General features: G+C 45.3%; 11 protein-coding genes. 10 read left to right on the forward strand and 1 reads right to left on the reverse strand.

Features of this window, described 5'->3' with window-relative positions:
* Positions 1 to 300: 300 nt before the first annotated feature.
* Positions 301 to 1206 (reverse strand): AraC family transcriptional regulator, encoded by a 906-nt coding sequence (locus NSQ66_RS14740; protein ID WP_076142104.1) that lies wholly within the window; start codon positions 1204 to 1206, stop codon positions 301 to 303.
* A 156-nt stretch (positions 1207 to 1362) separates the two neighbouring features.
* Here NSQ66_RS14740 and NSQ66_RS14745 point away from each other — a divergent pair, with 156 nt between their 5' ends.
* From NSQ66_RS14745 to NSQ66_RS14790, 10 genes are all read left to right on the forward strand, one after another.
* Entirely contained in the window at positions 1363 to 1953 is a 591-nt protein-coding gene (locus NSQ66_RS14745; protein ID WP_076142105.1) for an NAD(P)H-binding protein, read from the forward strand.
* 15 nt (positions 1954 to 1968) lie between these two features.
* The gene (locus NSQ66_RS14750) at positions 1969 to 2952 is read left to right on the forward strand and encodes an aldo/keto reductase (protein WP_076142106.1); all 984 of its coding nucleotides are present in this window, start codon (positions 1969 to 1971) and stop codon (positions 2950 to 2952) included.
* Between the two features lie 288 nt (positions 2953 to 3240).
* Positions 3241 to 5055 carry a hypothetical protein gene (locus NSQ66_RS14755; protein ID WP_155986532.1) on the forward strand — a complete coding sequence of 605 codons (1815 nt, stop codon included), beginning with the start codon at positions 3241 to 3243 and terminating at the stop codon, positions 5053 to 5055.
* 170 nt (positions 5056 to 5225) lie between these two features.
* Positions 5226 to 7586, forward strand: coding sequence for a glycoside hydrolase family 95 protein (locus NSQ66_RS14760; protein WP_249267766.1), 2361 nt, complete (start codon positions 5226 to 5228; stop codon positions 7584 to 7586).
* Between the two features lie 179 nt (positions 7587 to 7765).
* Positions 7766 to 8659 (forward strand): ABC transporter permease subunit, encoded by an 894-nt coding sequence (locus NSQ66_RS14765; protein WP_076142113.1) that lies wholly within the window; start codon positions 7766 to 7768, stop codon positions 8657 to 8659.
* A gap of 18 nt (positions 8660 to 8677) precedes the next feature.
* Entirely contained in the window at positions 8678 to 9541 is an 864-nt protein-coding gene (locus tag NSQ66_RS14770) for a carbohydrate ABC transporter permease (protein WP_076125649.1), read from the forward strand.
* Between the two features lie 171 nt (positions 9542 to 9712).
* Positions 9713 to 10738, forward strand: a complete 1026-nt coding sequence (locus NSQ66_RS14775) for a response regulator (protein WP_076099254.1) — start codon at positions 9713 to 9715, stop codon at positions 10736 to 10738.
* Positions 10738 to 12564, forward strand: coding sequence for a sensor histidine kinase (locus NSQ66_RS14780; protein ID WP_076142108.1), 1827 nt, complete (start codon positions 10738 to 10740; stop codon positions 12562 to 12564). Before NSQ66_RS14775 ends, NSQ66_RS14780 begins: the two co-directional genes overlap by 1 nt.
* 209 nt (positions 12565 to 12773) lie before the next feature.
* Positions 12774 to 14336, forward strand: coding sequence for an extracellular solute-binding protein (locus NSQ66_RS14785; RefSeq protein WP_038570999.1), 1563 nt, complete (start codon positions 12774 to 12776; stop codon positions 14334 to 14336).
* Positions 14337 to 14395: 59 nt separating this feature from the next.
* Positions 14396 to 15595, forward strand: a complete 1200-nt coding sequence (locus NSQ66_RS14790; protein WP_076099251.1) for a glucuronate isomerase — start codon at positions 14396 to 14398, stop codon at positions 15593 to 15595.
* Positions 15596 to 15607: the final 12 nt, after the last annotated feature.

Below are 15607 nucleotides of genomic sequence, written 5' to 3' on the forward strand. Positions count from 1 at the left end.
TTGGGCTTAAGGACTCAGAGGACGTTATTTGCGTATTTATCCCTTTTTGAGCTTAGTTTCGGACCTCATTGCAGCTATTACTTCGAAAGCGATTCAGATTGAGCGTTTTTTGAGCCAATAGCAGCTATGCGGTCCTTTAGCATCCCAAATGTGAGATATTACTGCGTTTAAGGTCCTCTGGGTCCGATAGTAATAAGCTCATTAGCGATAAACCCGATAGAATCAGCGTGTGCGCAAAAGTTACCTATACATGTTGGTGTTTAGCGGATAGTTCCATATTGTGAATGAAGCACGCTTTTATCAAATGAGCATATCTTCCTTCAAACGCTTGATGTCTGCTCTAGGTGGTGAACCGAACATCCGTGAATATTCGCGGCTGAATTGTGATGCACTTTCATAGCCAACGCGAAACGCGACATCCGCTGCATCCGCTGATTCAGATAATAAAAGGCGGCGAGCTTCCTGTAAGCGAAGATGCTTTTGAAACTGAATAGGACTCATGGCAGTTACCTCTTTGAAGTGTCTATGGAACGATGAAATGCTCATACTGGCTGTTTCAGCAAGCTCTTCAATGCGCAAAGGTTTATCACAGTTCTCGATAATCTGTTCGATGGCCTCCCGAATGCGGTAGGTGCTGCTTCCTTCCATCGCAATCTGTGCGAGTGTAACTCCATATGGTCCCTGCAGAAGCCGGTATAGAATTTCATCAGTATAAATCGGAGCCAAAAACGGAATGTCCTTGGGATCATCCAGCAAACGTACCAATCGTAGGATCGCATCCAATAGTGATAACTCTATCTGCCCGACATACATAGCTCGCTTAGCATTTTCTTTCGGAGCGAGTTTAAATTCGGAATCATTTAGTACCTTCAATATCTGACTCTGCGTAAATTCTAGCTTAAAGCTTAAATAGGGTGCATTGGGAGAAGCTTTTATAATCTGACCGATAACCGGTAAATTCATTGATGATATTAGATAATTTGCGGGACCATACTCAAAACGGTCCTTGGCCAGTATGATCTCCTTTGTTCCTTGCGCAATGAAACATAAAGAAGGTTTGTATACTCTGTATACTGGCTCAGTCACGTTGGAGTTACGAATCACAAACAATGAGGGGATAGCGGTCTCATATACTTCATCCTGGCACGAATGATGTTCAATCAATCTGGCGAGTTCTTCTTTCCGCTCTAGTAATTCTTCAGACATGTGCTCCTCCTAATGTTTTATTCTTACTCAATTATAAAGTAAAAGCATCTTTTGTGTTAGTGCTAGTGAGAGGAATAGGCAATCATTTAAGATAATTGAGATAACGCTGTCAACTTCATACATCGCATAATTAGAACTAAGAAAGGGGTTTTGAAATTGAGCAATGTTTTGATCTTAGGCGCTAACGGTGGAATTGCTCGTCATGCGATTGATTTATTCTTGAACGAAACCGATGCCCGGTTAATACTTTATCTCCGTAACTCGGACAGATTAAGCCATATAACATCCAGCCGTGCTCGAGTAGTTGAAGGAGATGTGTTGGATAGTGAGCAATTAAAAGAAGCGATGATCGGGCAAGATGTTGTTTATGCTAATCTGGCAGGTAATTTGGAGAAAATGTCTAAGACTATTGTTGAAGCAATGAACACCACTGGTCTTAAACGTTTGATTTTTATCAGCTCAATGGGCATTTACGATGAAGTTCCAGGAGAGAAGTACAGCAGTATATTGGATCCATATCGTAAATCTGCAGAGATCATTGAAGCTTCAAATCTTAACTATACAATTCTGAGACCTGGATGGTTTACCTATAAAGACGAGATAGAATACGAAACAACTCAGAAAGGTGAACCTTTTAAAGGGAGAGAAGTGTCGCGAAAAAGTGTGGCTGCATTAGTTGTTAAATTGGCCGAGACACCAAATATGGAAATTCGCCGCAGTTTAGGAGTAAACAAACCCAAAATCTAAAGGAGGCACAAGCGAATGGAATATATAAAACTTGGACGTACTGGTTTGGACGTATCTAGAATTTGTCTTGGCTGTATGAGTTACGGAGTACCTGAACGTGGAATGGCTCCGTGGTCGCTAAATGAGGAGCAGAGCAGACCCTTTATTAAAAGAGCACTGGAGCTTGGCATCAACTTCTTTGATACGGCTAATGTATACTCTGACGGAACAAGCGAAGAAATTGTCGGACGTGCCTTAAAAGAATTCGCTCGCCGCGATGAGGTAGTCATTGCGACAAAGGTGTTTTTCCGGATGCATCAGGGACCAAATGGGGCAGGACTTTCACGCAAAGCGATTATGACCGAAATAGACAACAGTCTAAAACGGCTGGGCACAGATTATGTGGACCTATACCAGATCCATCGTTGGGATAATGACACCCCTATCGAAGAGACCATGGAGGCCCTTCATGACGTAGTAAAGGCAGGTAAAGTTAGATATATTGGAGCGTCCTCTATGTATGCTTGGCAGTTCTTGCAGGCACAGCATGTTGCTGAGCGAAATGGTTGGACTAAATTTGTCTCTATGCAAAATTACTTGAATCTACTCTACAGGGAAGAAGATCGGGAAATGTTGCCTCTTTGCCGGGAAGAAGGAATCGGTGTGATCCCATGGAGTCCGCTTGCTAAAGGCCGACTAACCCGTGATTGGAATGAACAAACAGCTCGTTCAGAGATAGACGAAGTCGGAAAGGCATTTTATGCAAAAATGGCTGAAGCTGACCGCAAGGTTGTTGAGGTAGTTGCCGAAATTGCGGCTAAGCGGGGGATTCCACGTGCACAAGTAGCGCTTGCTTGGGTTCTGCAAAAAAAGCCAGTAACATCGCCTATCATTGGTGCAACCAAACCTAATCATCTGGAGGACGCCGTTGCAGCGTTATCAGTGACGCTGGAGCCAAGTGATATAGCGAGACTAGAAGAGCCTTATGTGCCACACCCAGTTATAGGAAATCTAAGCTAGATAAAAAAGCGTGATGCCCTTTGGGATCGCGCCTTTTTTTATCTAAGTTAACTTTCATCCCTTATTTAGTGCCTTTAGAATCTTATCTTTAGTTTGGCTTAATCGTTGCTCAGCACCATGCGGGTGCAAGGGTTTGCTTAAATAGGTGAATAAGAAAACACATTCCAATCAATAAAAATGACATGTTAATTCTTCTTTAGCCAAGGTAATATGTATCCGACTTGTGAGAGTGAATATAGAAAAGGAGGTGAACTCTTTATTATTAATTCCACGTTAAAGCATACGCACATGACTACTGAAATTGGTCAACCAGCTATCCTCAAGCCTAGGGAGGTTTATCCGACGGTTTCCTTCACATCGTGTGTTGACGGAAGGGTTGCCGGTGAATTGATTTTTGATAGAACGAAGCTGGTTGATAGTTTGCCTGAGACTCCTATGGTCAAAGACTCATTAATGGAATGGACACCGTTAGGCACGGCAGAACAACTGGGTACTTATGAACTGCGAATGACCCTCAAACAGGACGGAAAATCTCCTCAGTATGACTCATATTATTTTACCGTGCTGGATCCAAAGAGCATCTCCGCGGGACAGAGCCCAATTGCTTTCCTTGGTAACGATGGAATGATGATGTATATCGGTGATTATCGAGGTAATCGGATCTTAGATTTTTCCAATGCGGGTTATAGGGGTGGCGGTGTTGAAATCCCGAATATCCCCGTTAAGTCGACCGTTCTACCCTTAGACGGAGACGCGACGGAACGTATTCAGGTTGCGATTGACCAGTTGGCCAAGCGCCCGCTCGATAAGAACGGATTCCGCGGAGCGATCCTGTTGAAAAAAGGCAGATATGAAATCGGAGGCACGTTATTCATTAAAGCAAGCGGGATCGTCCTTCGCGGCGAAGGTCAGGACAAAGAGGGCACCATTCTCTATGGTACCGGAGTGAAACAACGAAATCTAGTTGAAATTGGTGAAAATGCAGATCTTATGCTGGACAGCAACTCGAAACGGATGATTTCAGATTTGTATGTACCCTCAGGCTCGCGCACTTTCCATGTAGAAGACGGGAATGCTTATCGTGTAGGCGATCAGATCATAGTCCTCAGAATAGGTGATAAAAACTGGATTCACGAAATTGGCATGGATAACATATATAAGCGCCCGGGTGGAACCGTAACCCAATGGTCACCGTTCAATCTGGATTTTGACCGAGTCATCACTGCTATTGTAGGTAATGCGATTACGGTCGATGCCCCACTAGCGAATGCTATCGAACTTCAGTGGGGCGGCGGAGAGATCTATAAATATACAGACCATGCCCGCATTCAGCAGGTGGGGGTAGAGAATATGAGGGTAGAGTCCGATTTTGACCCGAGCATTATAGATATTAAGATGGATAACGATACAACGGATCCTTATTATGCGGACGAAAAGCATGCTGAGCGTTTTGTCGTATTCAACAGTGTGAAGAATGGCTGGGTTCGAGATGTGACGGGTTACCATCTGTCCTATTCTCTCGTTCAAATGAAGCGTTATTCCAAATGGATTACGGTTCAGGATTGTCAAATGTACGATATGATCAGTATGGTTACTGGGGGTCGCCGTTATGTCATACATCAGATGGGCCAGCTAAATCTCGCTCAACGTATTTATACAGAAACGGCGCGGCATGCGTTCACCGTCGATAGCTGGGTACCGGGGCCAAATGTATTTCTGGATGGGGAAGCTGTTAACAATTATAACACCAGTGAGCCTCATCATCGCTGGTCAGTCGGAGGCCTGTTCGATAATATCAAAGCTCCCATCTCTATTCGGGATAGGGCGTGGTTAGGCAGCGGACATGGCTGGGCAGGCGCGAATTATGTAACCTGGAATACGCAAGGAGAACTCACTTTACAGCGGCCACCAACCGCTCAAAACTACGCCATTGGCCATGTTGGTAGCAAGGTACCCGGACTGGTTCCTAACGATTATGATCCCCGGCCCCGTGAAGATGGATATTGGTGCAGTTGCGGTCAACATGTCGTCATTAATAGTCTCTACAAGCAGCAGCTGATGGAACGTTTAGGTCGAAATGCGCTCAGTAATATAAAAAAATAATTTACAGTAGGGTGCGGAATCTTCCGCATCCTTTTTAGTTTGGATCATAAAAAAACACAACCCCTAACAATCTATGCCATGGAGAGACATCAGAATCAAGAGTAGCATAAGAAGTGGAGTTACTGACGAATGATATGACCTGAAAATAGGAAAGGCCAGGTGAACAAGAGTTGAGTGAAAGAAGACGAGCGAAACAAGAGGTGGCATTATCGGCAACCATGCGGGAATCAGAACGTCTTCGATTATGGTATACAAGCCCGGCGTCAAATTGGAATGAGGCTCTTCCCATAGGAAACGGGCGCCTTGGGGCGATGGTGTCTGGTATGATCGGCCAAGATAAAATCCAGCTTAACGAAGATTCAATCTGGTACGGCGGCCCTGGACGCGCAGCTAATCCTGCAGCTCAGCCGTATTTGACGGAGATTCGGCAAATGCTGAAAGACGGCAGGCAGGCGGAGGCAGAACATTTGGCTCGAATGGCTATGACTGCTTCACCAAAATATGAACAGCCGTACCAGCCACTTGGCGATTTGATTTTGAAGTTTCTGGATTCCAGTGAGGTTATTGAAGAATACGAGCGGGAGCTCGATTTGGAGCAAGCGGTTGTTACGGTATCGTACCTTTGTGGCGGGGTTCGCTATTACAGGCAATATTTTGTAAGTGAACCGGACGGTGTATTAGTAGTCCGATTGACAGCTGACAGACTTGGCAAGATCACGTTGGCTGCGAATCTTATGCGTCGTCCGTTCGATACCGGCTGTAGCACTGGCCCTGCTAACACAGTTCTAATGAATGGGGAATGCGGAGCGGATGGTGTTCGCTTTTGCACAGCACTAAGGGCAGTTCAACAAGGGGGCCGCCAGAGGCTCATTGGGGATTTCATCTCTATTGAGGGAGCAGACTCCGTCACCCTTATGCTGGCAGCGCAGAGTACCTTTCGTGTGGATCAACCTGAAAAAGCCTGTCTGGAGCAATTGGATCAAGCCACGGCTCAGTCTTTTGCAACTCTAATAAAGCGGCATAAGGAGGAATACAAGTCCCGGTTTGCTCGATTTTCAATCGATTTAACAAGGGATGGCGACCCGTACGCCGAGCTTCCTACCGATAAACGATTACTGCGGTTACAGCAAGCAAAAGATGAAAGAAGCAATTCCAATGAGTTTGGTGATCCAGGACTAGTTGCACTATATGTGCAGTATGGGCGCTACCTATTGCTTTCCAGTTCTCGACCAGGTACGTTGCCTGCTAATCTGCAAGGCATATGGAATGATAGCTTTACCCCGCCATGGGAATCAAAATATACAATTAATATTAACCTCCAGATGAATTACTGGCCTGCCGAAGTCCTAAATATGGCTGAATGTCATGAACCGCTGTTTGATCTGATCGAACGGATGCAGTTGAACGGTCAAAAAACGGCAAAAGAAATGTATGGCTGTCGCGGTTTTGTTGCTCATCATAACACTAACTTATGGGCGGAAACCCGACCTGAAGGCATCCTAATTACCTGTACGGTCTGGCCAATGGGTGCTGCTTGGTTATGCCTTCATTTGTGGGAACACTACCGGTTTGGACTGAACCTGTCTTTTCTCAAGGAAAGGGCCTATCCAGTGATGAAGGAAGCAGCGATTTTTCTGCTTGATTACATGGTAGAGGAGGGTGGTGTACGGATTACTGGGCCTTCGGTCTCCCCTGAAAACCGCTTCCTTCTTTCGGACGGAAGCAACGGCAGCCTCTGTATGGGACCATCTATGGATTTGCAAATCGCATATACATTGCTATCCGCCTGTTCGGAAGCGGCATTAATTCTCGGAGAAGAAGATACAATGTTTCTCTCTGAACTACATGAGACGCTTGAACACATTCCACAGCCGAGTGTGGGCAGTCATGGACAGATTAAGGAATGGCTGTTTAACTACGAAGAGCAAGACGCAGGTCACCGGCATATTTCTCAGTTGTTCGCATTACATCCGGGTGAACAGATTGACATGAGGCACACCCCTGAGCTTGCCGCAGCAGCCCGACGAACGCTTGAACGCCGTCTTGACGGAGGTGGAGGCCATACCGGCTGGAGCAGGGCATGGATCGTCAACTTTTATGCCCGTCTCGGTATGGGTGCGGAAGCCTACGAGCATTTACTTAATCTCTTAGCCTCCTCCACGTATTCGAATCTTTTAGACTGCCATCCACCCTTTCAAATAGACGGAAACTTTGGTGGAGCAGCAGGCGTAGCAGAAATGCTGCTGCAATCCCACCGAGGAGAACTTCGACTATTACCTGCCCTTCCTAAGGAGTGGGCTTCAGGCAGCATAATGGGAATGAGAGCAAGAGGTGGTTTTACCGTTGATCTTGCTTGGAGCCAAGGAAAGCTTGATGAAGCGACGATTCACTCTACGTTAACCGCTGAATATCGAATTTGGTCTGCTGTTCCGCTTGATCTGCCAGAACAATCTCTTATTAGCGATGGTCAGGGATTTGAATATACTTTTTCTTCAGTTGCAGGGAAGTCCCGCAAGATTTGTGCACAATAGTCAATCGTAATAAAACACAGGCAAGCCGAAAAATCTCCATTTTGAAGACCTGGATATTGGATTAACATTAGCCATACAACAAAATCCAAACTGCAACCAAAGGAGCGATATTTATGCCACAACAAGTGCCAGCCGCATTGCCAGCGAGCAGGCCAGATCTTTCCCCATTCCAAAGAAGAATGACCAATTTGCGCAAATATAAGGCGCTATATCTCATTTCACTGCCGGGCATTATTTTTTTTATCGTATTTAAATACTTACCCTTGGCGGGTTCCATCATGGCCTTTCAAAACTACAACATATTCAAAGGTTTTACAGGCAGTCCTTGGGTTGGCCTTGATCAGTTCCGGCGGATGTTCACCTATCCAGAGTTTTTGAGAATTCTTGAAAATACTATCCTGATCGGCCTATATGATATGGTCTTTGCGTTTCCGGTTCCCATAATATTCGCCCTCCTTCTTAATGAAGTGAGAAAAGCTTTCTATAAACGGATTTTGCAGACCGTCGTTTATTTGCCCCATTTTCTCTCATGGGTCATTATTGGGGGGATTATGATCGGCATTTTGTCCCCAACGACAGGTATCGTGAACCAGATCTTAAATGCTTTTGGGCTCGACTCCGTTTATTTTCTGGGCGAGGACTCGTATATTCGTACCATCCTGGTTGGAACAGGCATATGGAAAGACAGTGGATGGGGAACTATTGTTTATTTAGCCGCACTCGCTGCTGTGAATCCTGAGCTGTACGAGGCGGCCCGGATTGACGGAGCAAATCGGTGGAAACAAACCTTATCTATAACGATCCCGACGATCTTGCCCACCATCATGATTATGTTCCTGCTTCATATCGGTAACTTCCTTGATTTTGGCTTCGAGCGAGTGTTTGTATTTATCAATTCGCTTAATGAGACCAATGGAGGTATTCTCGATACGTATATATACCGAGTGGGTCTTATTGATCAGCAATACAGCTATACAACAGCTATAGGCCTCTTTAAATCGGTCGTCGGACTGTTGCTAGTCATGATCGGGAATACGCTTAGCAAAAAAGCATCAGGGGATGGACTTTACTAGAAAGGAGTCGAAGAGTAAATGAAAAATAAAGGTCGCCTGTTTGACGTTTTTAACTATATATTTCTGATGCTGGTCGGGTGCTTGATGGTCTTCCCTCTGCTGCATGTGCTCGCCAAATCATTTAGCAGCACTCATGCCATTAATGCAGGCGAGGTTAAGCTATTCCCTGTAGATTGGACGCTTATGAATTATCAAGTTATTCTTGGGGATACCTCCATCTGGAGAGCTTTCATGGTAAGTATATTTATTACAGTCGTCGGAACGCTTATTAATCTGATTTTAACTGCATCACTGGCCTATCCTTTATCCAGATCCGAATATTCGATGCGCAAAGGAGTTCTGATTTTAATCCTAATTACGATGATATTTCACGCTCCGCTCATACCGAACTATATGGTCATCAAAAACTTGCACTTGATCGACTCTTTATGGGTATTAATCATCCCATCGGCCATCAGTGCATATAACCTGTTCATCATGCGTTCTTTTTTCTCAGCCCTGCCTACTGAGCTGATAGACAGCGCGCGAATGGATGGAGCGGGAGAGCTGCGCACGATGTGGAGCGTCATCCTTCCTTTGTCCAAACCTGTTATGGCAACTATGGGCTTGTTCTACGCGGTATCCCATTGGAATTCTTATTCATCGGCGTTGTATTTTATCAATACACGAGCGCTTTATCCACTTCAGCTGCGGCTTCGGGAAATCGTACTGAGTAACGACCTTGGGCAAGCGGGCAGCTTATTAGAAAACGTAAATGAAGTATCTCCGGCAGGTGTGCAAATGGCAGTTATTGTCGTCTCCGTCATACCGATTATTATCGTGTATCCGTTTCTGCAAAAGTATTTTATCAAAGGGATGTTAATCGGATCTATTAAGTCTTAAATCAACCAGCTTGCATCATCCTTTAAAAGAAACAGCCATCTGCTTATCAAAATATGGTAAGATATAATCCAAACTCAAAAATGGAAGCGTTGCCAATGATCGCAACTTCAAATCAATTTCATACCACAAGACAACTGATTCTGATTCCATTCCGGAAGGGATTTGATACAAGTGCGAGTATTGATTGTAGAAGATGAGCCTGTCATTCAAAAAGGATTGGTGAAGATGGTCCAGCGTTATCCGGTCTCATTCACCGCGATTTATACAGCCGACGACGGCGAAGCAGCCTTAGAAACTATCCAAAAGCTAGAACCGCATTTAGTACTGACAGATTTGCGCATGAAGCGGATGGATGGCCTTGATTTATGTGAACGAATTCACCGTGATTACAGTCATGTCCAGGTGGCAGTCATTTCCGGGTACAATGACTTTCAATATGCTCAACGAGCAATGGCATACGGCGTTAAGCGATATTTGTTAAAGCCGGTTCTCCAGCAGGATGTGCATGATATGCTGAGAGAACTTATATCCGGAATGACAGGCAACATTATTCCTGTTCATAAATACGTGGATTGGGCCGAACAGCTGGAACAACATATCTGGCTGCTGCAACGTGATGAGACAAACCGTCTGCTTGATGACAGAGAAACATCCGGTTTATTTGAAGGGTTGAACGTCTTTAGCATGGATGCAGTCCTGAATGATTGTCTACAAATGATCGTAGATCGCTTGGAACGCCGAGGCTGGAAGCCTCAGTCCCGGTGCTGTGGAGATGTGAAAGCCGCCAATACGAAAAAAGAAACGATGTTAGCATTTGTCGCGATAATAAACGGTATACTTGCGGAGCTGCAACTTACTCGCAAAGGCAACTATAAGGACCCGGTTGAAGAAGCAAAAGCTTTCATTGATAAACATTTGGCTGAGGATGTGTCGTTAGAAGAAGTAGCCAAACGGGTGGGACTTGCCCGCACCTACTTCAGCGCATTATTCAAAAAAATGACGGGGGAAACCTTCGTACACTACCGGATCCGAAGAAGAATGGAGGAAGCGCGCAGACTTCTTGCCGTACCTACCATGACAATCAGTGATATCTCGATTCATGTAGGTTACGAGGATTATCCCCATTTTACGAAGACGTTTAAAAATCTCGTGGGTGTGTCACCTTCGGAATACCGTGCTTCGTTTGGCATTGAATAATGAGAGCAACCCTCAGCCGGAAGCTGCTATTTTATTTTACCATTGTCATCTTACTTTCCCTGTCAGCGCTGGGGATTTCCTTCTACAGCATTTCTGCCAAGCAATTGCAGGCAAGTACTGAAAACCAGATGATACAAATCGTAAATAATGCAGTTCATCATACCAATCTCTATATTTCATCCTATCAACGGTCGACCGTGGCGCTACTAACGGATTTGAGAGTTAAAAGATATATTGACCTATCATCAGACCGTGAGGAATATGAAAATTACCGCTACACGACCGATATTCGCGATGCAATTGTCGAACCAGTATGGATTCGCAATCCCGAGATTGAAGCCTTATATATTATCGGGTATTCCGGAAATGCGCTTTATTATTATAATGGCGGTTCAGCGCCATCTTTTACACAGGAAGACACCGCTAGACAGATTAGGTATTTCAAAGAACATACAGATGTCAGTGGACAGTTGAATGTAATCAATTACAGTATCCGTGGGGATCAAACGCCGATGTTGACCTTAATCCGCAGCATTCGTGGCCTTCAGTCACCAGAGATGAAAGGATTTGTAGGCATCGAAGTCAAAGCGGAGGAGCTCTCCACGTTATGGAAAGGGATCGATCTTGGTCCCGAAAGCTATTTTTTTATTGTAGATGGCGAAGGCAGGATTCAATATCATAACGATCAAAACAAAGTAGGGACGTTGATTCCCGATAGTCTTGGCAAGCAAATTGAGTTAGCAGGAGATGCGATGTTCCGCAGCTCGGCAGAGGGAGTGGAAAAATCTTATATCAGCCGTAATGCGGAATATTCCGGTTGGCATCTGGTTGTATCCATTCCAGACACTCAGCTGCAAAAGCCGCTAATTACCATCCGGAATTATATTATTGCTGTCGCGATTTTGACATTTATGATAGCGCTGTTTCTGGCAAGCCGATTTGGTAAGTCTGTTACTACACCAATCCGTACACTGATGAAAGGAATGAGCCAGACCGAAAAAGGAAATTGGGAATTAATCTCCCTTCCGAAAAGCCAGGATGAGGTCACTGGGCTTATCGTTCGTTACAATCTGATGGTAACGCGCCTGTCAGAGCTTGTGGACACCGTGTATCAATCAGAACTGAAGAACAAGGAAGTGGAAGCCGAGCGGCAGAAGGCCGAATTCCAATCCTTACAGTTACAGATCAACCCCCATTTTTTATACAATACGCTCGAAACGGTGGTCTGCTATGCAGTAATTCAGGATTCAGATGAAATATCAGAAATCGTCGGAGCCCTGTCCTACATGCTGCATTATTCGGTGCGCACCAATCTTGAAGAGATAACCGTGGCCAATGAGCTGAAGCATGTCATCCATTATATGGTCATTATCAATCACCGGATCGGAAGACCGTTTGAAATCGATGTGCGGATAAAGCCTGAAATGCTTCTGCGCAAAATGGTCCGGTTGACCTTACAGCCACTTGTCGAAAATGTGTTCCAGCACGCTTTTCGTTATGGTGTTGAAGATCATCACACGATTACGATTGATGCTGGAGAGGATGGCGATATCTTCTGGGTCAGCATTACGGATAATGGCAGCGGGATGACCCCGGAGCGGCTTGAAGAACTTCGCCTCAAACTGAGCGAAAATCGACTCGCCGATGTGGAGGAAGGTAAAGGAAGCCCAGGCGGCATCGGTGTGCAAAATGTTCACCGCCGGATACAACTTGTCTTCGGGGAAGAATGCGGTGTTGACGTAGAAAGCAGTCCAGAATGGGGAACACGCATGATCATGAGAATGCCGATTTCCGGAAGTAAGGAACATCAAGTGCTTCACGCATAGGTGCTACTCGCCGAAGAGAACGAGGATCAAAAGGCTGTCCTGAGGTCCGAGCCGCGGACTTTTTGGGATGGCCTTTTTTTATAACGGCAACCGATCACAAAAAAACACATCCCATAATAATCCACCCCATGGGAGTGCTGATGATACAGCTTTATGATGGGTACAGGTAAACCAAATACCTTTTTATACTAATAAGGGGGATTATCCAGATGAAAAAATGGGTTAGTCTGATCCTATCCACGGCGCTTGTATCAAGTCTCGTCGCAGGATGCGGAGGCAATGAAACATCGGACGGTAACGCCGATGCAGCAGGCGAATCAAAACCGCTTAAATTTAGTATTTCGTTAAACACAAGCGGAAACGCTTACACGGAAAGTTCTAAAGACATTAACACCGATAAGTGGGTCAAGGAGTTGGAAAAACGGGCGAATGTCGATTTAGACATTAAGTTAATTCCTTTGAAGGACTTTGATTCCAAAATGGCTGTTATGTTCGCAGGCGGTGATATTCCGGATGTGGTTCAAAATGTCGGAGGGGCTACAGATAAATCGATGGCTGGATCGGTTCAGGCTGGTGTTTTTATGCCGCTAGATGATCTGCTGAAGGAGAATGCGCCTAACTTGATGAAGGTTGTCCCGCAGGAAGCATGGGATGAAGTCAGCTACGACGGAAAAATATATGGCATTCCGACTTGGCTCAGCAATCCGTCTCGACGTGCCACCTTTATCCGAACAGATTTATTGGAGAAAACCGGTCTCCCGGTACCTGTAACGATTGAAGATTTCTTGAATGTGCTACGCGCTTTTAAGAAACTCGGTGTGAGCGCGCCTTATCAGATGCGTGAGAACTTCAAATATGCAGATATCGCATTCGGTGCATATGACGCGCTTGGCTATCAGTTTACAGAGGATAATGGAGAGATCGTACCCAAATTTTATAATTCCGAGAATATGGAAAAAGCACTGAACGTATACAAAACGATGTATGACGAAGGCCTCATTCAGAAGGATTTTGCGACAATTCAGACGGCGCAGTATGGCGAAAATATTGCTGCAGGCAATGCAGGAATCTGGACAGCTAACGCGCAAAATCTACTGGATTTCCGGACCCAAATCGCCGCATCCAATCCGGAAGCGAAAGTGGATATTATCTCGTCGCCAACCGGTGACAATGGACAAAAAGGATATGGCTTGTATAGTTCGGTCAATACCTCACTGTATATCAACAATAAGGTCAGTAAAGAAAAGGCTGCCCGGATTATTCAAATGTTTGAATGGATGCAGACCCCGGAAGCAAGTAATTTCTATAGTTTTGGGATTGAAGGCGAGAATTACACGGTAAAAGACGGAAAAGTTGATTATAAGCTGCCAGAGAACAAGGCTGCCCAAGATGAAGAGAAATTCCGCACACAGCTGCGCTGGGTAGGGGACGGAACGATCAACCGCGAACGAACTGAGCTGCTTTCGGGTGGTAAAGATGTCTTGAAAGCATTGGATGAAACGCTGAGCAAAGAAGGCTTAGGGGGCATTGGATTTGTACCTGATCTGGAGTCTTTTAGCAAGTTCCCTGATCTTGCCTCCAAACGTCCCGATCAGGCACCAAAATTGATCATAGACCATATGGTCAAAATGATTTATGGCAAAGAACCGATTAGCGATTTCCCAAAAGTCATCGAGGAATATAAGCAAAAAGGCGGCGTAGAAATCTTAAAAGAAGCAACAGAACGCTACAAAAATAATGAGGGAATCCTTAATCAGCAAAGCCGGAAATAGATAGATTCTCAGGAAGCCTCTTCATTCGAAGGGCTTCCTGCCAGTTAGGAGGGAGAACGATGAGTCAAACTTCATTGTGTGATGAAATCATGCGTCTGCCTGTAATCGATACACATACCCATCTCGTCGGCGATAAGCTAAACGCGGCTGACTTCTGGGAAATAGCCGATTATTTCTGGTTGAACCAAGAGCTTCAGTCAGCAGGATATCCGGCGAATGCGGACCAACTTTCGAAAGAGAAACGGGCTGACTCTTTTGTTAGCGCCTACCACGCTTCCCGTAATACGATGATGAATCGTGCTTTTACAGCAATCATGAAAGATCTGTACGGTATCTCCATCACAGATTCAGAGTCGGTGTTCAAAGCGGATATAACGATTAAACAGCAAAGTCACGATCCCGGCTGGGCGCAGAACGTAGCTGACCGTCTGCATGTGCAGCGGTTTATTGTAAACCGTCCGGAACATGCCAACTTTGCACACATGAGGGAAAATGCTCTACTGATTCCTCGAATTGACTCTTGGCTGCCTGAGCTGGCAAAGAATATTGCAGATTCCTATGATCCCAGCCGGGAGGCTGCTTATGCTCAAGCGAAAAAATTTATTAGCGAGCAGCTGCAGTCTTATCAGACTATGGGCTGTCCAGGAATCATGACTACGTTGCCAGCTTTTGAAGCCAAAGCTCATGATGTTTACAATCTTAGCAACGTAACTGGACCGGATGAAATCATGATGCTGCTCTTTCATCATATTTGTTCGGAACTGCAAGCAAGAGGAATGTTCTTGCAGTTGTTTCTCGGCGTCGAACGCAGATGGTGTAATACATCAGCTGCGCCAGTTAACGATTCGCTACGGATTGTTAAACTGTACGGTTTATTCGAACGGTATTCCATTCCGTTTGAGCTGGTGGTGGCTTCGGAATTAAATAACCTGGATGTTGTGCAGGCTGCATGGAATTTCCCTAACGTTCATGTAGGCGGGATGTGGTGGTATAACTTCAGACCCAGTACCTATTTGCAGAGCATGCAGTATCGGTTAGAGGCACTCGCCCCGCTCAAGTGTTCGCTCATTGTCTCGGATGCGCGCTGTATCGAATGGACATATGGCAAGCTGCTGATCGTTAAAAAAATACTTGCGCGCTTTTTGGAAAGTCAAATAGCGGAAGGCTGGATCAGCCGAGATGAGGCGCTGGATATTGCTGCGGAATGGCTGCATGGCAGTGCTGCTAAACGTTATAGACTAACGGATGTTAAGCAATAAGCCATGGAGGGA

Source organism: Paenibacillus sp. FSL H3-0329, assembly GCF_037963285.1.
Taxonomy (GTDB): Bacteria; Bacillota; Bacilli; order Paenibacillales; family Paenibacillaceae; genus Paenibacillus_AQ; species Paenibacillus_AQ odorifer.

What these genes read in the sequence shown, in the direction of transcription:
- NSQ66_RS14740 (WP_076142104.1), bottom strand. Translation starts at nt 1,206, where the DNA reads ATGTCTGAAGAATTACTAGAGCGGAAAGAAGAACTCGCCAGATTGATT.
- NSQ66_RS14785 (WP_038570999.1), top strand. Translation starts at nt 12,774, where the DNA reads ATGAAAAAATGGGTTAGTCTGATCCTATCCACGGCGCTTGTATCAAGT.
- NSQ66_RS14790 (WP_076099251.1), top strand. Translation starts at nt 14,396, where the DNA reads ATGAGTCAAACTTCATTGTGTGATGAAATCATGCGTCTGCCTGTAATC.
- NSQ66_RS14755 (WP_155986532.1), top strand. Translation starts at nt 3,241, where the DNA reads ATGACTACTGAAATTGGTCAACCAGCTATCCTCAAGCCTAGGGAGGTT.
- NSQ66_RS14750 (WP_076142106.1), top strand. Translation starts at nt 1,969, where the DNA reads ATGGAATATATAAAACTTGGACGTACTGGTTTGGACGTATCTAGAATT.
- NSQ66_RS14780 (WP_076142108.1), top strand. Translation starts at nt 10,738, where the DNA reads ATGAGAGCAACCCTCAGCCGGAAGCTGCTATTTTATTTTACCATTGTC.
- NSQ66_RS14765 (WP_076142113.1), top strand. Translation starts at nt 7,766, where the DNA reads ATGACCAATTTGCGCAAATATAAGGCGCTATATCTCATTTCACTGCCG.
- NSQ66_RS14770 (WP_076125649.1), top strand. Translation starts at nt 8,678, where the DNA reads ATGAAAAATAAAGGTCGCCTGTTTGACGTTTTTAACTATATATTTCTG.